The sequence below is a fragment of the Pedobacter nyackensis genome, assembly GCF_032678475.1.
GTDB classification, from domain to species: Bacteria; Bacteroidota; Bacteroidia; order Sphingobacteriales; family Sphingobacteriaceae; genus Pedobacter; species Pedobacter nyackensis_A.
Window position 1 is genome coordinate 44,752 of record NZ_JAVTSF010000009.1, and the last position, 21,218, is coordinate 65,969.

Here is a 21,218-nt window from a genome sequence, read left to right on the forward strand (position 1 = left end):
ACAAATATTCAGTTATGTTGATCAAAGATAAGATTGTCTTTTAAATCTGTGGTAACATTTACCGCTTTGAATGTAATTTCAGTTACCCTGTGCTGATCTAACGCTGGTTTAACTGCGTGATTATAAATTTTGCATCCTGGCTTAAGGTCTGTATACAAGACAGCTCGATGAGCGGAAATCGCAGCAAAGGCATAATTTTTTTTCAGTACATATCTGACGGTCTTTTTTTGATGGAATGACTGGATTTTATCATATGTAATCAGACTTTGAAGACTGAAGAAAGTAATAAGTGAAGTGAAGAGCAGTTGTTTGTTGACTTTATCCCAGGCGGTGATGAATAATATAAGCGATAGGCAAAGCAATATGAGCTCAGCTTTGCTGAGCCATATTGCTGTTATTCCCGAAAAAGGTAGCCCTGCGATTTGGTTTAAGCCAGCATTTGTGAAATTGAGTAACCATTCAAATAGCGGTCCTAAGGCATTAAAATTAAAAAGAAGTATAATTACTCCAATATACATAATTAAAGCGGCAGGTAGCGTGATAAACAGGTTGCTGACCAAAAAGTATAAAGGGAACTGATGGAAGTAATAGACGCTGAATGGGTAGGTTGCCAATTGGGCGGCTAAGGACATGGCGGTTATACTCCAGATTTTAGCCAGCCAGGGGTGCTTTATGGGAACCCAGTTCTGGATTTTAGGCTGTAGATAAATCAGGCCGATCACAGCTATAAATGAAAGTTGAAAGCCTACATCCCAAATGAAGAAAGGATTGTATAACAATAAGCAAAATGCAGCAAATGCGACAATGTTATAACTATTTGTATTTTTACTGAATATTCTGGCGACAATAAAGATGGAAATCATAATGGAGGCACGTAGAACAGAAGGAGAGAAGCCGGTAAGTAGGGTGTAGAACCAAATGCTGGAGAGAATAAAAAGCGCTTTTATTATCTTTCCGGTTTGTGTTTTATTTAGGAACCATAGTAAAGAATTCAAAACAAAATATAATAAGCCTACATGCATACCTGATACGGACAATACGTGTATAGTGCCTGTTTTCGAGTATATGTTCATTATTTCAGCACTTAAATCAGCTCTATAACCTAATATTAAAGTGGTGGCTACAGCAAACGCATCATTGTTTTTAATCAGTTTACGGTAAACGTCTACCTGTTCTTTTCTTAGTTGTATAGCAAAACGAAGTAGTGCGTTTCCTGTATTGGTATTTAGTTTAACTATTTGTTCCTGATTCAAAAAAGATTGATGGTAAATGTTTCTTGCAGCTAACCAACTTTTGAAATCAAACTCCGACGGGTTTAAGGCAGGGGGTGTCTCTATGAAATTTGCGGGTATAATCAGCTCGTCTCCGTATTTCAAAGTGCATGAATCAGTTGTATTTTTCATTATACTAAGCTTAATCTTTCCAAATGCAGGCTTAAACACGAAGCTGTCGCTTTCTGTGGAGTTTAAAGGCTGTTTTTTGTCCGCTGATTTGCTCACAAAAGCATTGAACAGAATTATATTTTGTCTGATTTCGGGTTCGTTAGAAATTCTTATTTTTAAGTATTTTTGTTTTTTAAATGCATAATAATCAGTATGGATATGTTGATTATATAATGTTGAAGATAATCCTCCGGAAAAATATAGTAGTAGATGAAGTATTAGTCCTTTTGTACCTTTGTGCTTAGTGATTTTTCCCTTTTTATAAACAAATCTCTCCATAAGAAGGTAAGTAAATAAACTTATGTTTATCAGGATGAGTAAGTTTAAAAAACGGGTATCTTTAATTCCATAAAAACTGATAATGCCTAGTGTAAAAGGGATCAATATCCTTGCAAATACAATTTCCTGCTTGTAGGTCGTATGGATATTATTCATCAGAATTGATACCTGATTTGTAACTTGACGTCTGATTTTATATTGCCTTCTATTTCTTCTAGTCCGGATCCTATGGTCTCTGTATCCTGATAGGAAAAAAGTGCGTATCGACCCCAGATATCTAATTTTTTTGATAACTTATACCTGGCGTTTATAAATGTCCGGAATCCTTTTCCAGAATATACGCCTGATCCCGAGGCGTAAAGTACGTTGTTTTCATAAGCGTAAATCCGGCTGTTGTAAGATGGGGTGTTGAAAAATGCCAGGCGTATATTGGCTGAAATCTTTGAGGATAGCGGAGTATGACTAAAGTCCAGATAACTCATGTATCCGATTTCTTTTTTATTTATACCTTTTTGATATTTAGTTATTTCTGTTCTTTGATTGAAGTTGATCTTTTGGTTGATTTTCCAGTTCCATTCTAAACGGTAATTCTCTTTGTTTACCAGATCTAAGTTGTTGTCCTTGTATTCTGTATCTGGATTTTGTTGCTTTTGTTCGGTTTTAAATCGTATCGTTGCTTTGAATTTTTTTCCTTTTGTATAAATGAGCTGGCCGAGTACTTCATGTCCTGCCGAAGGGGCGTCCACCCGATATTTTAGCCATGGAAATCTGAAGAGGTCTACGTATGCGGACAGTACTAAATTTCTCATAAGGCTATAGTTTAGCCCGGTGTACCAACCGTTTTCATTATTAGCTTCGGTTCCTTCACCTATCGCCCTGCTAAAGAAGCTGTGATAGTCTATGGCGTAGCCTCGATGCAGGACTACCAATGAGATTTTAGGTGATAAACTAGCCATAGCTCCATTAATCATTGCTTTTCCTGAATTTATACTATGCCCTATTTCGCCATATAAGTAGATGTTTCTTAATGTGTAATTGTAGTATATTCCAGTATTTGTAAGTTTCTTTCCTTTGAAACTGTGCTTATTGTAATCTTGTGTACCGGTGACAAACTGGTGTTCGTAATGGGATTGATAGCCGATTATGCCAATGCTTATGTTGTCGGTTAAATACTGTAATACTCCTCCGTATACTTTTTGCAATAGTGATCTTTGATTTTTTAGTTCTGTTTGTGTGCGGTGCAGGCCGCTAATATTGATGTTTGAAAGACTGAACGTGCCATCTGGCAAAGCTTTTAAGCTCGCATCAAGTCTTCTGTAGGAAATAAATGGACTCAGATAGATATTTTTTTTAAGACTAAGAGTGCTGGCTAGTCCACGAAAAAAAGTACTTTCATTCGCAGAAGTGTAAGGTTTTATGGCTATATCTCTAGCTGCTACACTAGTTACGTCAGGCCCCTTTCCAAAGGCAAAACCCGACCACAAAGTTAAACCTTGCCCGAATTGCATGCTGTAGTCGCCTATAACAAGCTTTTCGATTCTACCAAGCTTGAATAATGCAAGGTGCGCGGAAATATGGTCTGTTCCGGTTTTCCGATTGAACAATTGTTCTCCTGCATCTTTTTCCATAACCAGAGCGGCCGATACAATCTGTTGATAATTATATCTGTATCTGAAAAGTAGTTTTTCTGGCGTCCCTAAGTACTTGCTACCTGGTAAGTCGTTAAAACCTTTTTGCCGTTGCATCAGACTGCTGTATCTTAAGATTAAGTCGTGGTTTGCTGCATTCAGCATATCGTGGAATTTCAGTCCCTCGTAATCCCTGAGGTTGGCTGAGGTGACAAATGGTAAGATACTATTGATCGTTTGAATGTCAAATCCAGGAATCGCTTGAAGTTCCAAAGGATCCATAAATTTGGTTTTAGCCCTATAAGCAAAGAAATTGCTGATTTGGAGAGGAGAGAGAAGAAAGAGGCTTTTTAACTGTTCGGGTGTTGCTTTGTTAAGATTTATGGGATGTCTGCGAAGGTTAGTTAACCTTTCTGATAACTCAGAAAGGTCTTCATCGTCCAGGTTGTGTGCTGTGACGGCCTCTATTACATCTTTTATTTTATCGTCTTCCTGAGCGTTTGCTGCCAAATTGCAGTGTAGCCAAAAAAGCAAACATAGAAATCTCATAGCGATTAGTATAAATTAGACAAATCACTGTAGAAATTATCGGATAAAAAAAATATTAACGACTAAATTAAATTCCTTCGTTTAGTTTTAATAAGAAGTCTTTTAGTTTTTCTAATGAAGCAATGATCTTTTGGTTTTCTTTTACCTCACCACTATTGTTCTTTAAGTGTTCTTTGGCGCCTTTTAAAGTGAAGCCTTTGTCATCCACCAGGTGGAAGATGATTTTTAAATTATCAATGTCCTCAGGGGTAAATAACCTATTTCCTTTTTTGTTTTTTTTAGGTTGCAGTACATCAAATTCCTTTTCATAAAAACGGATTTGTGATGCGTTTACACCAAACATCTCCGTTACTTCCCCCATGGTGTAATACATTTTATTTATTTCCCTTTCTTTGTAAGGCATATTTTTGTATTGATTATTAGTTGTTTACAGCTTTTATTTGAAGTATTCAAACTTAGGAAAACTTCCGCAAGTATCAATGGTAGAACTGAAAAATATTTCATTTTTGAATAAAGTTAGAGTGCGATCCTTTTTAACGGAACATTCACTTTAAATAATATAATAATATGCTAATTTTGCTCAAAATAAATCTAGAGAAGGATGACAGCTAAGGAAATCAGACAGGCGTACTTAAAATTTTTCGAATCGAAGCAACACCATATCGTTGCATCTGCACCAATTGTAGTTAAAAATGATCCCACATTGATGTTTACCAATGCAGGAATGAACCAGTTTAAAGATTTGTTTTTAGGAGAGGCGCCTATAAAGTATCCAAGGGTTACAGATACCCAGCGTTGTCTTCGTGTTTCGGGTAAGCATAACGATTTAGAGGAGGTGGGAATCGATACTTATCACCATACGATGTTTGAAATGTTAGGCAATTGGAGTTTTGGTGATTATTTTAAGAAAGAAGCTATTGCATGGAGCTGGGAGTTGCTTACTGACGTTTATAAAATTCCGAAGGATAAATTATATGTATCCATTTTTGAGGGAGATGAAAAAGAAGGTTTGCCAAGAGATACAGAGGCCTACGACCTTTGGAAGCAGTATGTTCCGGAAGAACGGATCATATTAGGTAATAAGAAGGATAATTTCTGGGAAATGGGAGATATGGGGCCATGTGGACCATGTTCTGAAATCCATGTAGATTGTCGCCCTGACGATGAAAGAAAAGCTGTTGAAGGTAAAACACTGGTAAATGCCGACCATCCTCAGGTAATTGAGATCTGGAATAATGTATTTATGCAGTTCAACCGTCTAAAAGATGGTTCATTACAGTCACTGCCAGCTCAGCATGTTGATACCGGGATGGGTTTTGAACGTCTTGTACGTGTATTGCAAGGTAAATCTTCAAATTACGATACAGATGTTTTTCAACCTTTGATTCAGTTTATTGCTGCTAAAGCAGGAATTCAATACGGGACAGAAGAAAAAACAGATATCGCCATGCGTGTGATGGCAGATCATATTCGTGCAATCTCTTTCGTTATAGCCGATGGACAATTGCCTTCAAATAATAAAGCGGGATATGTTATTCGTCGTATTTTACGTCGTGCTGTACGCTATGCTTATACCTTCCTTAATTTAAAAGATCCGTTTTTAAATGAACTGGTTCCTGTTTTGGCAAACCAGTTTAAAGGTGTTTTTGATGAACTTTCTTTACAACAGGATTTTGTACAAAAGGTGGTATTAGAAGAGGAAATATCCTTCTTAAGAACTTTAGCTACAGGTATCCAACGATTTGATAATTATACTAAAAAGCAAGGCGAATTGTTGATGGCTGAAAATGCTATCGAACTTGAAAAACCTTTTGACGATCAATGGGTATATAGTATACTTAAAGACCAGATGGTTATATCTGGTGAGTTTGCTTTTGAACTACAGGATACTTATGGGTTTCCAATAGACCTTACAGAATTAATGGCTCGGGAGCAACGCTGGATGGTTGATATGGAAGGCTATCAGAAAGAACTACTGAAGCAAAAAGAACGTTCGCGTGCTGCTACTGCAGTTGATACTGGTGACTGGGTGCTGGTAAATCCTGATCTGGAGGTTGAGTTTGTAGGTTACGATGATTTTGAAGCAGAAACTCAGATTATCAAATACAGAAAAGTAATTGCAAAAGGCAAAGAACAGTATCAGATCGTGTTAAGCAAAACACCATTCTATGCTGAAAGTGGTGGACAGGTAGGAGATACGGGGCGCCTGGAAGATCATAGTCGCCTGTTTTTTGTGGAAATTACGGATACTAAGAAAGAAAATGGGGTAATCGTGCATTATACTGATAATTTGCCGGAAGATCTTGAAGGGCATTTCTGGGCTGTTATTGATGAGCAAAAGCGTTTGCTTTCCCAGGATAATCATAGTGCTACCCACTTATTACATGCAGCGTTAAAAAAGGTGCTTGGGAGTCATGTAAATCAAAAAGGATCATTGGTGAATCCGGATTATTTGCGTTTCGACTTTTCTCATTTTGCCAAGGTTACTGATGATGAACTGGCCCAAATAGAGCACCTGGTAAACCAAAAGGTCAGAGAAAATATTCCACTTAAAGAACAGCGATATGTGCCGTATGATCAGGCGATATCAAGTGGGGTAACTGCTTTATTTGGTGAGAAGTATGGCGATCTCGTACGTGTCATTACTTTTGATGATCATTACTCTAAAGAACTTTGCGGTGGTACCCACGTGAAAGCAACTGGTCAGATTGGCTACTTTAAGATCATTTCTGAAAGTGCAGTTGCTGCAGGTGTAAGACGTATTGAAGCGATTACTGCCGATAAAGCGGAAGCTTTTGTTTTAGATCAGAACAGGGAACTGAATGAGTTACGTGCCTTGTTAAAAGGAAATAAAGATTTGACATCGGCAGTTGCGGCCTTGATTGACGAAAATAACAAATTGAAAAAAGACGCTGAGAAGGCGGTGTTGGAGCAGTCTGCAAACCTAAAACATGAAATAGTACACCATCTTAAAACCATTAATGGCGTTAATTTGATTGCCACTCATGTAGAGCTGCCTAATGCGGATGCTGTTAAAAATCTGGCTTTTGCAGTAAAGGATCTGGTTGATGATCTGTTCCTTGTATTTACTACTTTAATTGACGACAAACCGGGTATAACAGTTATGCTTTCAGAAAATCTGGTAAAAGATAAAGGACTGAATGCTTCAAAAATTGTACGTGAACTTGCTAAGGATATTCAAGGTGGTGGTGGTGGACAACCATTTTATGCAACTGCAGGTGGAAAGAACAAGGATGGTTTAACGGCGGTACTGGCTAAAGCTGAAACATTGATAAAATAAGCCATTCTATTCAGCGTCTGGCATCTTTAGCGCCTAAGGCCGCTTCGTAGAAGGCATATTTTATTTTCAAAGCATGGCGTATGTACATGATTTGTATACAACAAAAAGTCCCATTATGCATCATAATGGGACTTTTTGTTGTAATAACTTATTCCTTGTTGTAATCTGGCTACGCTTTATTTTGAATTTTCAAGATATACTTTAAGGATGTTTTTTAAATAGACTTCTGGTTTTGGCATGGTGATAATCGTGCCGGGTTCTTTATCCTGAGACTGTTTGATGTAATTTGCTTTAATCTTTCCCCAATCTTTAGAGTACAATTGTATAAACATATCCACGAATTGCTTATCAGTGTAATCTTTTGGAAGTTTACTAAGCACAACTTCAATTTTCTCTTCTTTTCTATGTAATACTGCCATGAGGGTTTTTTAATGTGATTACAAAGCTACAAACAATTTATGGGATCAACTATCTACTTAAGAAATACTTCTTTCTAAACCAAAAAGCGAGGTTAACCAAGGCGATTAAAGCAGGAACTTCAACCAGCGGGCCGATCACCCCAGCAAATGCCTGACCGCTATTGATGCCGAAAACACCAATAGCTACGGCAATAGCCAGCTCGAAGTTATTTCCTGTAGCTGTAAAAGCTATTGATGTACTTTTTGAATAGTCGGCCCCAAAATATTTTCCAGCAAAAAAACTGACTACAAACATGATAGAGAAATAGATAGTTAAGGGTATAGCGATCCTGACAACATCCATTGGGATTTGTACAATCAGTTCTCCCTTAAGGCTAAACATAATTACAATAGTAAATAATAATGCAACAAGCGTGAGAGGGGAGATCGCAGGGATAAATTTGTCTTGAAGCCAGACCTTCCCTTTTAGTTTTATCAGTCCGTACCTGCTTACTATCCCCATTACAAACGGAATTCCAAGGTAGATTCCTACACTTTTTGCAATTTCAAGGATGGTGATATTTACTTCAAGTCCTTTTACTCCGAAAAAGGGGGGTAGGATAGTTATAAAGATATAAGCGAATACGCTATACAGTAATACCTGGAAAATACTGTTTAATGCTATTAGTCCTGCGGCATATTCCCGGTTCCCATCCGCAAGTTCATTCCATACAACTACCATTGCAATGCATCTGGCCAGGCCGATAAGAATCAGACCTACCATGTATTCAGGATAATCTCTTAAAAAAGTAATTGCCAGAAAAAACATCAATAGAGGACCAATTATCCAATTAAGTATCAATGAAACAGTCAGTACCCTGGTATCTTTAAAGACACTGCGCATATTTTCATATTTTACCTTAACAAGTGGAGGATACATCATCAGAATCAAGCCAATAGCCAGTGGGATATTGGTCGTTCCGCTTGAAAAGGAATTTATAAAGTCTGCCGAGGAGGGGATGAAATGACCAATACTTATTCCCACTGCCATTGCCATGAAAATCCATAAAGTTAAATAACGGTCAATGAAGTTTAGCTGCTTTCGATTTGCTACAGGAGCACAATTGGTTGTCGACATTTAATACTACGGTCTTTTAATTATTCAAATTATGCTCTACAAAATTGGCGCAATAGGAACTGATCATATCTCTTACCCTTGCAAATTCAGCTTTAATTTCTTTTTCTCTACCAGTTGCCTTTGCCGGATCTGGAAAGTCATAATGAAATTTTTGTGCCTCAGTAGGGAAATAAGGGCAATTTTCTTTAGCGTTGTCACATACTGTAATCACGTAATCGAAATCAATCGCTGTATATTCATTTACGTTATTTGAAGTGTGATCAGAAATATCGATCCCAATTTCAGCCATGGTGGCAACGGCTTTGGGGTTTACACCATGGGTTTCGATCCCTGCGCTATAAATCTCTGCCTTATTGCCGGCAAAGTATTTTAAAAATCCTTCTGCCAGTTGACTGCGGCAACTGTTGCCCGTACACAATACCAGTATTTTTTTCATCCTTTTATAAGTTGATTTTTGATGTTGATGCTATTAAAATCATGATGCATTTATTTGAATTGTTTGTTTCCAAATGCCTGTTGGATTAACAACAGCCAGAACCAGGTGTGCAGGTTTGTCCGTCAACAATGAGGTTTTGCAGTTGAATTTTTGGTTTTTCAATATAGGTCTCTTTTGCAGGTGTGCAACATTCGTCTCCTTCAGGTGTTGTGCCACAACTACCACCACGATTAATGGCTTTACATTGTGTAGCATCCGGTATTAGGTTTACTACAAGGTTCTCACCTGATATTTCAAATGCAGCGGGATACATTTGCCTGGTATCAAACTGAGAATTGCCAAATTCAATTTTAACAATGCCCAATGGATTTAGTGGTAGTGATTTTTCAACCAGTTTTACAATTGATAATGCCTTGTTAACTTGCATAGCCCTTTCGCTATCCTTAATCTCTGGCTCCCATAGTTGCACTATGATTTCTGTCCAGGAATTCACGACACCACCACAATCTACTGAAACGATGGGTGCTTGTTTTATCTCCGTGATATGATAGGAGGCGTCAACCCATTTGTCTGGAGCATATTGAAATTGTAGGGTGAGCGTTGGATTTTGTTCTAAACTGGCTTTAAAGGTCTGCCATGTTGTTAATTCTTGAGTATTCATATATTGCAATTTTACGATTGATGTGGTTAAAAAAAGGTTAACAGCAATTTGCCGGACCTTTATATAATTTAAAGAAAGCGCCAATCTGGTTTTCCAATAGTCGCCAGGTGGCCGGGTTAATACAATAACATACACTAACGCCTTCGATAGTTCCCTGGATAATTCCGGCGTTTTTAAGCTCTTTTAGATGCTGAGAGATCGTTGCCTGTGCAAGCCCAAGTTCTTCCACCAGATCGCCGCAAATGCAGGCGTTTGCAGAAATAATTTGCTCTAGTATGGCTATCCTTGCAGGATGTGCCATAGCTTTTAGCAATTGGGCCAGCTGGTTTTGCTCAGTTGTAAATATTTCGGTTTTAGTGAGTCCCATAGTTTTTGTATCGCAATATTACGATGTTATTTTTTAAAATCAAAAATGTTAAATGCGATCTGACAAATTAATTACATGATTATAAAGCTGTTCTTGAAGAATATTAAACAGATCGCTTTAACAGTTCGTCAACCAGCATTGGAACGCCGGTTGTTGCCGGTTGTTCAATCTTTTTTATCTGATTTCCACCAGCTATATAAGGTATATTTAAATCTACGATGTATTTTAAGGCATGATTTGGAGTATATTGGGTTAAGCCAGCAGCAGGGTAGACTTGTAAGCTAGTGCCTATTACAATAAGTATGTCGGCTTTTTTGCAGAGCCGTATTGCTGGATCCATATTAGGGACTGCCTCTCCGAACCAGACTACGTGTGGTCTTAATGGTTTGCCATAAACACATAAATCATTAAAACTAAGTTCCCATCCTTCAATAGGGTAGGTTATAGCCGAATCAATATCTGATTGTGACCGTGTGATTATTCCATGTAAGTGTAATACATTTTTTGAGCCTGCACGTTCATGTAAGTCGTCTATGTTTTGCGTGATGATCTGAACATTATATCGATCCTGCAGTTTTACCAATGCCTTATGAGCTTCATTAGGTTGCGCTTCCAGTACCGATTTACGACGTTCATTGTAAAATTGCTGGACCAACCGGGGGTTGCGTTCCCAGGCTTCCGGAGTTGCTACATCTTCTATACGATAGTTTTCCCATAGTCCGTCGGAATCTCTGAATGTTTTAATTCCACTCTCCGCACTAATGCCGGCACCTGTTAATATGACGATGTTGTTCATTTCATTTTATAGCTTAGATCAAGAATACGAATATAGAAAAGACTAATAAGTTTTTATGGAAAATACAGATATGCCGCATCATCTAGCAAACCTAAAACAAAAAGATTATGGCCGAGTTAAGCGTTTCCCGAAACCGAAGAGCAGTACCTAAAGTTGATTTAACTGCAATGGTTGATCTGGCATTTTTGCTGATTACTTTTTTCATGCTCACCACTTCATTGTCTAAACCGGTAGCAATGGATGTTACCAAGCCAGATGAACCAATAGACGAAGTTCAGGAGCCTGTTCCGGCATCCCGTTCCATGACTATTTTATTGGGTAAAAATAATAAAGTAGCCTGGTATATGGGGGAAGTTGGAAAGAGTCAGCCTGTAATAGAAGAATTTGACAGGATAAGAGAATCCATTATGGCAAATAAACTTAAAGTACAGGCCGCAAATCCAGATAACCCCAATAAATCACTTTTTGTTATCATTAAACCTACTTCTGGTGCCAACTACAAGAATTTTGTAGATATTATGGATGAGTTAAAAGTAGCAGAAACTACAGCCGCGCCTGCTATTGACGATGACCATATTACTAAAGAGGAACTGGATTTTATGAAAAAGCAGAATTTGCTTTAATGTCGCTGACGTTCCAGCCCTGCCTGGAACTCATTTTTAACATTTTTTACTTTCTCCATCCATTCCGGAGCTTTATCCTTAATGTCGTCTACCATTGAACGACCACTAATATCTTTTTTTGTAAGATATTTAAAGGCGCCGTAAACGGCGGCGCCTATTAATGCTGTTTTAAATAGTCCCATTTCTTTTCAATTAGTATAAGTTAAACAACTTAATCATATTTAAGTTTTAAAATACCTCATGTGCTGTTTTTTTGAGTGGATTTACGGAATCTTTTTGAAAGTCAATTAGTTGAAATACGTATGATTCAGAATAACTAAAAGAAAATATTTTATAATTACTTTTTATAAGTGGTATTTTTTTATAATTTGTAGTCGCAAACAGATTATAATGAATAAGTCTCTCTTCTCCTCAATTTTTTTCGGGATTATTATGCTTTTTAGTTTTTCTTTAAAAGCACAGGATAACCCTATGGGTTTTTCTTTAATTCCCTTTTCCACTTTTTTGGAGCATTGTCCGGGAACGTTCCGGATTAATCCAAAGACTTTCTTGTATGTTCATAAAGTTTATGTTAACATTAAACCTAGGTATATATGACTATTATTATAGTTTTATCCTGTATTCTCTTATTGATCATATTGGTTTCGGCCTTTCGGATCAATGCATTTATTTCTTTCCTTGTTGTATCTATACTGGCAGGTATACTGCTTGGGATTCCATTAAACAAAGTTGCAGCCTCGGTTGAAAAGGGGATAGGTGATGTGCTGGGTTCATTAGTGGTCATTTTAACTGTAGGTGCAATGATGGGGAAGCTAGTCGCCCAAAGTGGTGCTGCACAAAGAATCGCATCGTCCATGATGCAGTTATGCGGAGAGAAATATATTCAATGGGGAGTTGTTGCCACTGGTTTTTTGATTGGAATTCCCTTGTTTTATGGGATTGGGTTTGTGCTCATGATACCGCTAATTTTTTCCATCGTATATAAATACAAGCTTCCTGCTATTTATATTGGTTTGCCTATGCTCGCAGCTTTATCCGTTACACACGGCTTTTTACCCCCGCATCCATCTCCATCGGCCCTGGTCATACAGTTTAATGCGAATATGGGTTTAACGCTATTGTACGGTTTAATTGTGGCGGTACCAGCGATCATCATCGGCGGGCCAATTTTTTCAAGAATGCTAAAAAATATTCCATCGGCGCCATTAACAACCTTCGTGTCAGCGGATAAATCTGAAGCTGAGCTGCCTGGCGCGTTTAACAGTTTCTTCACTGCGTTATTACCTGTATTGTTACTGATTGGCGCTACAGTATTTACACTTTCCGAAAATCAGGATACAGCAACAGCACGCTTCTTTGCTTTTGCGGGAAGTCCCACTATAGTTATGTTGGTGGCGCTCATTATTTCAACTTTTACACTCGGTATTTTTCAGGGTAAAAAAATGCCTGAAATCATGAACATATATGCGGAGGCGATTAAGGATGTAGCCTTGATTTTACTAATTATTGGTGGTTCTGGTGCACTTAAGCAAGTATTGGTAGATAGTGGTGTGAATGGCCAGATTGCTATGCTTTTAAAGGATTGGGATATGCAACCACTGTTTTTAGGTTGGTTAATTGCTGCAATTATTCGTTTTTGTGTTGGATCAGCAACCGTAGCAGGATTAACAACTGCTGGAATTATCTTACCTTTAATGGTATCTGCGCAGGTAAACCCAAACCTGATGGTTTTGGCTGTTGGCGCAGGTAGTTTGATGTTCTCACACGTAAATGACGCGGGTTTCTGGATGTTTAAAGAGTATTTTAATTTAAACATGAAGGATACATTTAAATCATGGGCAGCTATGGAATCTATTGTCGGAATTGTGGGGTTGGCAGGTGTACTTTTATTAAATCAACTTATTTAAATAGATATGGAAATTTTTAATGCAGATAAGCAATTTGATCAATTGGGATTAACATTGCCCCCGGCACCAACACCGTTAGGTGTTTACAAACCTTATGTAATTGATGGTAAATACCTTTATTTATCTGGACATGGTCCGGTTAATGACGATAAAAGCTTAATTATCGGACGTATAGGTATTGAATTTGATAAGGAAGGAGGTAAGCATGCAGCAAGACAAGTGGGCTTAACCATGCTTTCCACAATAAAGACAAACCTGGGAAGCCTGAACCGGGTAAAACGCGTAATTAAGGTATTGGGTATGGTGAACTGTACACCTGATTTTGAAAAACATCCTTTTGTAATCAACGGATGCAGTGAGCTTTTTGCCGCGGTTTGGGGTGAAGAAAATGGAATCGGTACCCGTAGTGCAGTAGGCTTTGGCTCCTTGCCTGATAATATTCCAGTGGAAATTGAAGCCTTGTTTGAACTCCATGACTAGCTTTGGTATACCGGTTGAACAAACCTGGTACGAAATAGATGGGGTAAATGAGCTGGAATCTCCCGCTTTGGTTTTCTATACAGATCGGATTTTAGCCAATATAGAGCTACTAAAAAACAGTATTGATTCGGTTGATCGGTTGCGACCACATGTAAAAACACATAAGAGTGCAGAAGTTTGCCGGTTAATGATCAATGCCGGTATAACTAAGTTTAAGTGTGCTACAATAGCTGAGGCAGAGATGCTTGGGACATGTGGTGCTGCAGATGTTCTGTTGTCTTATCAGCCTGTAGGCCCTAAAATATGGAGATACATTACGTTGGTTGATACTTTTCCGTTAACAAAGTTCTCTTGTTTGGTTGATAATGCTGATGCGTTGAAAGCACTTTCTCTGGCTGCTGTGAAAGCTGGTATTAAAATCAATGTATTCCTTGATATTAATCTGGGAATGAACAGGACTGGTATATTACCTGATGATAAAGCACTTGCGCTTTATCAGGAAATGAACGCTATTGTTGGGATCCATGTACTCGGACTTCATGGTTATGATGGTCATATCCATGGTACACTTGCAGAGCGGAGGGAAAAGTGGCAGGTAGCCTGGAATTCTATTCAACGGTTCAACGACAAGATTTTTGGTTGTGGACTACCTGCACCGGTTATTGTTGCAGGGGGTACACCAACTTTTCCTTTTTACGCGGCTCAGGAGTATATAGAATGTAGCCCTGGTACTTTTATTTTATGGGATAATGGCTATCTGCATGCCTGCGCAGAGCAAAAATATTTTGTAGCGGCAGTTTTAGTAAGTAGAATAATCTCTTTGCCTGGTGAAACTAAAGTAACTGTTGATCTGGGACATAAGTCTGTTGCGGCAGAAAATGAATTGAGCAAAAGAGTCTCGTTTATTAATGCGCCTGAAGCAAAAATAATCGGACAGAGTGAAGAACATCTTGTGCTGGAAATGCCAAAGGGACATGGATTTAAACTCGGCGATGTTTTGTATGGTCTACCTATTCATATTTGTCCTACTGTAGCTTTATATGATGTTGCTACTACCGTGCATCAACATAAAATTAACGGAAACTGGGAAATCACTTCAAGAAAAAGGAAAATCAGTATCTAAGAAATCAATGTATAAGATATGTTTACAATAGATGCCCATTTAGATTTAAGCATGAATGCATTGGAATGGAACAGGGATTTGACTTTACCGGTTGCTTCCATTAATGAGCGTGAAGAAGGCTTAACAGATAAACCAGATCGGGCTAAGGCGGTAGTTTCCTTGCCGGAACTAAGAAATGGAAAAATAGGATTAGTAGTGGCTACACAGATTGCCCGTTTTGTAGCACCCGGAAATAATTTGCCAGGATGGCACTCGCCTGAACAGGCCTGGGCCCAAACACAAGGACAGTTGGCCTGGTACCAGGCAATGGAAGAGAAAGGAGAGATGGTACAGATTAACAATCTGGAAAGCCTGGACAAGCACATTGATTTATGGACAGCCGATACCACTGATGCCAAAAAGCCCATTGGCTATATTTTAAGTCTGGAAGGTGCGGATTCAATAGTAGGTATTGGACATCTGGAAAAAGCCTATCGCAACGGATTGCGGGCAATAGGACCAGCACATTATGGTCCGGGAAGGTATGCGCAGGGTACTGATGCGACCGGCCTTATGGGGCCAAAAGGGCATGAGTTGTTAAAGGAAATGGAGCGATTCAATATCATTCTCGATGCTACGCATTTGTGCGATGATAGTTTCTGGGAAGCATTAGATCATTTTAATGGACATGTATGGGCTTCTCATAACAATTGTAGGGCATTGGTAAATCATAACCGTCAATTTAGTGATGAGCAAATTAAAGCACTTATAGATAGAGATGCTGTAATAGGTGGGGCTTTGGATGCATGGATGATGGTGCCAAACTGGGTTCGTGGTAAATCCACTCCTAAAGATATGAACTGTAGTCTGGAAGTTATGGTTGACCATATCGATCATATTTGCCAGATTGCGGGAAATACCCTTCATGTTGGAATAGGCTCAGATTTAGATGGTGCTTTTGGTAAAGAACAATGTCCTTATGACCTGGAAACTATTGCAGATCTTCAGAAAATCCCTACCTTGTTTAAAAAACGAGGGTATTCAGATGCTGATGTTGAAAATCTGATGCATGGTAACTGGCTTCGTTTTCTGAGAAAAGCATGGAGATAACAATATTAGTGTAATGGATTCAACAGATACTTTATTAATTAAACAAGCAAGACTTGATTCCAATAGCTGTATAGCAAAAAAAGACGTTGCAGGGGTCTCAAAACACTGGATGAAAGATTTTGTGCAGATTGCTGGTGATGGCAGTTGCACCATAGGTAAAGCACAAATTGCGGCTGATTGGACATACATGTTTTCCAATAGCAGTCCATTGTTTGAACGTATTCCTGACACTATTACTATTAGTCATACTGGTGACACTGCCTGGGAAAGTGGAACCTGGAATTATAAAAATGATAAGTACCACGGTAATTACGCCGCTATGTGGCGTAAAGTAAAGGGGAAGTGGTTAACACAAAATGAACTTTACGTTTCGCTGAATTGATGCTATCGTCATCCTGAGCTAAACTCAGGATGACGAACGCTTAGTTTATTTTTTTACGGGTTTGTTGACCAAAGGCTCACATCTTTAACCAATGCTCTGGCTGGCAATTTTAAATGTGCTACTAACAATTCCGCGAAATCTTCTGGTTGCAAAGTTGTATCCGGATTGCCATCCGTAAGTTTATTGTCAATTGCAAGATCTGTTGCAATAGTACTTGGAGTAAGCGTAAATACACGGATATTAGATTTTCTTGCTTCCTGCATTAGTGATTCCGACATGCCGATCAACCCAAATTTAGATGCACTGTAAGCACTTGTTAAAGGAGCGCCTTTTAGTCCTGCGGTTGAAGCAACATTCACGATATCACCGCTTTTACGTTCCAGCATTTGAGGTAATATCTGTTTGATGAAGTAATAGGGACCAAACAGGTTTGTTTTTACCATATTCTCCCACTCATCAACTTCAAGATCAAGGAACTTGCCGAATTTACCGGTACCTGCATTGTTAATCAGAATATCGATCTGACCTATTTCAGCGGAAATTTTAGCACATGCTGTATTAACTTCTTCGATTTTAGATACGTCAGCAGTTGCGTACACTACTTTAATGGCCGGATTAATTTGTTTAGCCTGTTCTGCCACCTTCACCAGATCGCCTGTAGTTCTGGCCACTAATGCCAGGTTTACGCCTTCGGCTGCTAATGCAAGTGCGACGGCTTTACCCAGACCTTTACCTGCACCTGTAATTAAAGCTGTTTTATGATTTATAGTTTCCATATGTATAAATGTATTAGTATAACGAAGCTATATATAAAGAAATAGCTTTCTGCCGCAAAATTACACAACGGTATGCAATAGGAGGGTCAAAAAAAAACATCCACCTGTTAGGGTGGATGTTTTTAACAATTTATAAATATTTTGATTAGCTAATCTTAACATTAATTGCGTTCAAGCCTTTTTTACCTTGCTCGATGTCATAGCTTACAGAATCATTCTCACGAATGCTATCAATTAAGCCTGAAGAATGAACAAAAATTTCGGCATCACCATTAGCTGGTATGATAAATCCAAAACCTTTTGTTTCATTGAAAAATTTTACTGTTCCTTGTTGCATTATATTATTATTTAAATATGTAACAAAGGTAATGTAATTTATTGAAAATCAAAATATTATTTGTGTTTCTCCCTGTTGTTTAAACTAAATAGCAAGGTAAGAGGCGCTTATTTAATCACCCAATACCCCACAGCAAGCCATACAAGCCCCTTTACCAGGAAAAATAAAAATCCCCAAACGCCAACTTTTTTCAGCCATTTTAGTGCAGCTGCTTTTTTTTCGGGTGTAGATTCGGTATTCATGCTGCAAAAGTACTTGATTTAGAAACAAAAAATAAAAGGATTTTACATTTACAACAACGATAAATAATAGGAATTAGTCTTTGCTCAGTTTTTTTATTGGTTTAAGAACAACTTTTTTAAACTCAACTTCAGACCCTTCAGCTTGCAAGGCAATTTGTCCGCTTTTGGCTGTGCAATTAGTTCCGTAATTAGCCAGTTTGTCGTTAACCCATACTTTTACATTATTGTCTACGCATTCTACCACCATCTTGTTCCACTCACCCACAGGATTTTCCAAGGTATAGCTAGTCAGTTTTTTGATTCTACGTAGTTTATCGCCATTCACACCCCAGTTTTCCTTAGGTCCGCGTCTGGTTTCCATGTCCGGAACAGTAATGTCCTCCTCAATACACCAGAAGTCACCCGCATTTTGGTTCATCATCTGTACTTCTATTGATTTTGGGAACATTCCATAAAGCGCCCTTGGTGTTGATGCATGTACCAATATACCACAGTTACCCGGTTTATCAGAAAAACGATATTGTACTTCAATCCTGTAATTCTGGTAGGTGTCATCAGTAATGAGGTGTCCGCCCGGAGTCCCCATACTTACCAGTAAACCATTTCTTACAATAAAAGATGGCCTGATATTAGCGTCTTTGTCTTTATCAGGGACATCACTATGCCACCCTGTTAAATCTTTTCCGTTAAATAAGTTTTTTGTCTGTGCAAAGGATATTGTACTGCTTAGGCACAATAATGCGATTAATAGTCTGCAGGTTTTTTTTGGTTTCATAAGGCTAAATATAACATTACCTTACTAAAGATTAAAGTAGAAAATTAAGCAAAGAAATTTTTGTTCCAATACAATATTCTATGCATTTACACGTCTATATATTTGAGAGCGTTAATTTAGATGAGCGGGGAAAGGTCGGTATGATCGTTCCCCGCTTTATTTATAGAAAGAACTATTTCCTTCTTCTGATGTAAAGTAATCCCATACCACCAAACAACAATAGTCCTGGTAGTAAATAAAGATAAACTGCCTTAAGCACTTTTACACCTGTAGATTCCATATTGATCACATTGTCAATCGGCTCCGGCTTTACAGCGCTTATCGGGAATTCCCCATCACTAAACCATTTGAACAATCCGTTGTAAAAATTTGTATTTCCTTTACCGCCTACTTTCCTAAAAGTATTGATCTCCAGGTTACTGATAAAATCAGCATCTGAAATGACAGCAATCTTTTGTTCGTGTTCCCCTTTTTTACGCGTTAAAGCGAGTGCAGTAGGAATAACCATACGTTGATCACCCTCTTCAGGTTTAAATCTCAACTGAAGAGAATCACTATTGAATGTTTTGGCCTTTAACCAGGCAATACGTGGGTTGGTAACCAATAGGGGGACAGTTTTAAAATCTCCAGTAGGTTTATATGTCAAAGCACCTGCGCCTGACATCACTACTTTAAAAGTTGTATCTCCATTAAATTTCTCATATTCTTTGCCCAGCAATCCAGCATTGGTACTAAAGCTGGCGAAAGATAAGTCAGCCGAAACATCGGTATTGCTTTGCACAACCATGCCATTTAAAAAGCCTACACCCAATGGCTCAAGCACCGGTTTAAGAAATTCTTGTTTGTCAAGCTTACCCAGGATAAGCATATTTCCACCATTGGCAATGTAGTTATTAATTTTCTCCACTTCAATAACCGAAAGGCTTGAACGCGGATCGGCAAGTACCAATGCTGCGATACCTTTAGGGATTTCCTGATCTTTTAGAGAAATACTTGCTGCATCAAAGCCATTGTTAATCAGTGCGCTGCGGGCAGATTTTTCAGTGGTAGATTGCTGGTAACCTCTATCGTTGGCTTCCTCAATACTACGTTCGTTATTACCGGTAATGAATACAATTTTAGGTGGGGCAGTGGTGAAACGTTTAATCGCTGCGGTAATGTTTTCCTCCCCCGGGTGTTTGAAAAAGTCATTATATAAACGCAGGTAAGTAGACTGATCTCCAACCTGTAAACGCCTTACAAATTTATTCCCTTCCGAAGAAAGATCTATCACTTTACGGATTTCTGCAGGGGAAAGGAAGTCGTCTAAATCCAGTTTCTCAGATTTCACCACATTTTCCGCAACTGCTTTTAAACTCAGGCCTGCGTTGATCTTTGTATTAAACAATGAAGAGTTGTCGCAAGTATCATAATAATAAACATACTCCATGTTCAATCCGTGTGGTAAGAACCGTTGGTATTGTTCAAAACGTGCAAGGTCGTTATTACGCTGTTTCGGTAAACCAATATTATGGTCTTTATCCATCAGGTTTACATAGGTAGTGATGGTTAAGGGGGCATCAATCTTTTTTAATACTTCGCGACTATTGTCCGTTAACGTACGGTTGTTTTGCGAAGTCGTATCAATATATCCTGTAAATGAAGGTAGTGCGCTGATATAACCAATTAGCAGACAAGAACAAATTAATAAAAGATAACGGCCAAGCTGTAAACTTGCAGAGCGTGATTCCCTGCCCGCCTGTAGTTTTAACATGGTTAAACCAAGGAACAACGAGATGACAACAATAAAGTAGATGATATCCTTACTTCTGATCAAACCGTAAATCATACTGTCAGCTTTACCGGTAACTGACAAAAAATAAGTGATGTGTCTTAGGAAATCAACATCCTGCCATATTCCCCCAATGAAATGCAGGAAGGTAAGTACTGCGAGGGTGCTGATCGCAGCGACAACCTGATAAGAAGTAAGGCTCGACAAAAACAGACCTATAGCTGCATAAGCACTAAATAAAAGATATATGCCGAGTATGCTGGTCAGCATCCAGCTCATCTCGAAAGAATCAATGTTGAATGATGCGGTAACGACAAATAATAGTAAAATAAAGATGAGCATTAATCCGTAGCCCATTATACCCAGAAACTTACCCAATACAATTTCACTCACTTTAATGGGCGAGGATAGAAGGAGTTTGATGGATCCACTGCTGATCTCCCGGCTCAGTACGCCCATCGTCAATAGTGGTACAAAAAGGTACAGTTGTGATTGAACGGTAAGGAAAAGCCCGCCTGACTGCCCGTTTGTAAATATATAGTCGGAAAGATTAAATGTTGGATAACCCAGCATTTTGTAAGATACATACATATCCATTTTACCAGTAAATTGCAGACCAAACTGAACGGCAAACACCACCAGTACGAGCCAGGCAATAGGTGAAAAGAAAAGTGATGCCAGTTCTAATCTGGCTATTCTTAAAATAACTCTCATGAAT

General features: G+C 38.5%; 22 protein-coding genes. 7 read left to right on the forward strand and 15 right to left on the reverse strand.

Annotation, left to right across the window (positions count from 1 at the left end):
- Window positions 1-8 precede the first annotated feature (8 nt).
- The 3 genes from R2Q84_RS22885 to R2Q84_RS22895 all read right to left on the reverse strand — a co-directional run bounded on the left by R2Q84_RS22885 (window position 9) and on the right by R2Q84_RS22895 (window position 4,301).
- Window positions 9-1,877 (reverse strand): ComEC/Rec2 family competence protein, encoded by a 1,869-nt coding sequence (locus tag R2Q84_RS22885; RefSeq protein ID WP_316818931.1) that lies wholly within the window; start codon window positions 1,875-1,877, stop codon window positions 9-11.
- Window positions 1,877-3,898, reverse strand: coding sequence for a helix-hairpin-helix domain-containing protein (locus tag R2Q84_RS22890; RefSeq protein ID WP_316818932.1), 2,022 nt, complete (start codon window positions 3,896-3,898; stop codon window positions 1,877-1,879). Before R2Q84_RS22890 ends, R2Q84_RS22885 begins: the two co-directional genes overlap by 1 nt.
- Before the next feature lie 67 nt (window positions 3,899-3,965).
- Window positions 3,966-4,301 (reverse strand): MerR family transcriptional regulator, encoded by a 336-nt coding sequence (locus R2Q84_RS22895; RefSeq protein WP_316818933.1) that lies wholly within the window; start codon window positions 4,299-4,301, stop codon window positions 3,966-3,968.
- Between the two features lie 198 nt (window positions 4,302-4,499).
- Between R2Q84_RS22895 and alaS the strand changes: the two genes are divergently transcribed.
- The gene (gene alaS, locus R2Q84_RS22900; protein WP_316818934.1) at window positions 4,500-7,199 is read left to right on the forward strand and encodes an alanine--tRNA ligase; all 2,700 of its coding nucleotides are present in this window, start codon (window positions 4,500-4,502) and stop codon (window positions 7,197-7,199) included.
- 176 nt (window positions 7,200-7,375) lie between these two features.
- Here the strand turns inward: alaS and R2Q84_RS22905 are convergent, their stop codons facing one another.
- From R2Q84_RS22905 to R2Q84_RS22930, 6 genes are all read right to left on the reverse strand, one after another.
- Window positions 7,376-7,618: a hypothetical protein gene (locus R2Q84_RS22905; RefSeq protein WP_316818935.1), complete on the reverse strand. Its 243-nt coding sequence runs from the start codon at window positions 7,616-7,618 to the stop codon at window positions 7,376-7,378.
- A 49-nt stretch (window positions 7,619-7,667) separates the two neighbouring features.
- Window positions 7,668-8,735 (reverse strand): ACR3 family arsenite efflux transporter, encoded by a 1,068-nt coding sequence (gene arsB / locus R2Q84_RS22910; RefSeq protein WP_316818936.1) that lies wholly within the window; start codon window positions 8,733-8,735, stop codon window positions 7,668-7,670.
- A 16-nt stretch (window positions 8,736-8,751) separates the two neighbouring features.
- Window positions 8,752-9,171 (reverse strand): arsenate reductase ArsC, encoded by a 420-nt coding sequence (locus R2Q84_RS22915; protein ID WP_316818937.1) that lies wholly within the window; start codon window positions 9,169-9,171, stop codon window positions 8,752-8,754.
- A gap of 85 nt (window positions 9,172-9,256) precedes the next feature.
- Window positions 9,257-9,832, reverse strand: coding sequence for a DUF6428 family protein (locus R2Q84_RS22920; RefSeq protein WP_316818938.1), 576 nt, complete (start codon window positions 9,830-9,832; stop codon window positions 9,257-9,259).
- A gap of 37 nt (window positions 9,833-9,869) precedes the next feature.
- Window positions 9,870-10,199, reverse strand: coding sequence for a metalloregulator ArsR/SmtB family transcription factor (locus tag R2Q84_RS22925; protein ID WP_316818939.1), 330 nt, complete (start codon window positions 10,197-10,199; stop codon window positions 9,870-9,872).
- 103 nt (window positions 10,200-10,302) lie between these two features.
- Entirely contained in the window at window positions 10,303-10,995 is a 693-nt protein-coding gene (locus tag R2Q84_RS22930) for an NAD-dependent deacylase (RefSeq protein ID WP_316818940.1), read from the reverse strand.
- A 107-nt stretch (window positions 10,996-11,102) separates the two neighbouring features.
- On the opposite strand from R2Q84_RS22930, the gene R2Q84_RS22935 reads away from it, so the two are divergent.
- The gene (locus R2Q84_RS22935) at window positions 11,103-11,618 is read left to right on the forward strand and encodes a biopolymer transporter ExbD (RefSeq protein WP_316818941.1); all 516 of its coding nucleotides are present in this window, start codon (window positions 11,103-11,105) and stop codon (window positions 11,616-11,618) included.
- Here R2Q84_RS22935 and R2Q84_RS22940 read toward each other — a convergent pair.
- Window positions 11,615-11,800, reverse strand: coding sequence for a YtxH domain-containing protein (locus tag R2Q84_RS22940; protein ID WP_316818942.1), 186 nt, complete (start codon window positions 11,798-11,800; stop codon window positions 11,615-11,617). The two genes, R2Q84_RS22935 and R2Q84_RS22940, sit on opposite strands and share 4 nt — an antisense overlap.
- A 411-nt stretch (window positions 11,801-12,211) precedes the next feature.
- On the opposite strand from R2Q84_RS22940, the gene R2Q84_RS22945 reads away from it, so the two are divergent.
- From R2Q84_RS22945 to R2Q84_RS22965, 5 genes are read left to right on the forward strand one after another with little or no spacing between them, the layout of a single operon-like run.
- Window positions 12,212-13,525, forward strand: coding sequence for a gluconate:H+ symporter (locus tag R2Q84_RS22945; protein WP_316818943.1), 1,314 nt, complete (start codon window positions 12,212-12,214; stop codon window positions 13,523-13,525).
- Between the two features lie 6 nt (window positions 13,526-13,531).
- A complete protein-coding gene (locus tag R2Q84_RS22950; protein ID WP_316818944.1) occupies window positions 13,532-14,005 on the forward strand; it encodes a RidA family protein in 474 nt (157 codons plus the stop codon).
- Entirely contained in the window at window positions 13,998-15,128 is a 1,131-nt protein-coding gene (locus R2Q84_RS22955; RefSeq protein WP_316818945.1) for a D-TA family PLP-dependent enzyme, read from the forward strand. The genes R2Q84_RS22950 and R2Q84_RS22955 overlap by 8 nt, the downstream gene beginning before the upstream one ends.
- An 18-nt stretch (window positions 15,129-15,146) precedes the next feature.
- Window positions 15,147-16,217, forward strand: a complete 1,071-nt coding sequence (locus tag R2Q84_RS22960) for a dipeptidase (protein ID WP_316818946.1) — start codon at window positions 15,147-15,149, stop codon at window positions 16,215-16,217.
- 13 nt (window positions 16,218-16,230) lie between these two features.
- Entirely contained in the window at window positions 16,231-16,599 is a 369-nt protein-coding gene (locus R2Q84_RS22965) for a YybH family protein (RefSeq protein WP_316818947.1), read from the forward strand.
- 53 nt (window positions 16,600-16,652) lie between these two features.
- Here the strand turns inward: R2Q84_RS22965 and R2Q84_RS22970 are convergent, their stop codons facing one another.
- The 5 genes from R2Q84_RS22970 to R2Q84_RS22990 form a co-directional block, all read right to left on the reverse strand.
- Window positions 16,653-17,375 carry a 3-ketoacyl-ACP reductase gene (locus R2Q84_RS22970; protein WP_316818948.1) on the reverse strand — a complete coding sequence of 241 codons (723 nt, stop codon included), beginning with the start codon at window positions 17,373-17,375 and terminating at the stop codon, window positions 16,653-16,655.
- 145 nt (window positions 17,376-17,520) lie between these two features.
- A complete protein-coding gene (locus R2Q84_RS22975; protein ID WP_301052267.1) occupies window positions 17,521-17,712 on the reverse strand; it encodes a cold-shock protein in 192 nt (63 codons plus the stop codon).
- Window positions 17,713-17,819: 107 nt separating this feature from the next.
- A complete protein-coding gene (locus R2Q84_RS22980) occupies window positions 17,820-17,954 on the reverse strand; it encodes an alanyl-tRNA synthetase (RefSeq protein ID WP_316818949.1) in 135 nt (44 codons plus the stop codon).
- 73 nt (window positions 17,955-18,027) lie between these two features.
- Complete coding sequence (locus R2Q84_RS22985) at window positions 18,028-18,729, reverse strand: DUF1080 domain-containing protein (protein WP_316818950.1); 702 nt, start codon at window positions 18,727-18,729, stop codon at window positions 18,028-18,030.
- A gap of 172 nt (window positions 18,730-18,901) precedes the next feature.
- Window positions 18,902-21,214, reverse strand: a complete 2,313-nt coding sequence (locus R2Q84_RS22990) for a Gldg family protein (protein WP_316818951.1) — start codon at window positions 21,212-21,214, stop codon at window positions 18,902-18,904.
- Between the last annotated feature and the right edge of the window lie 4 nt (window positions 21,215-21,218).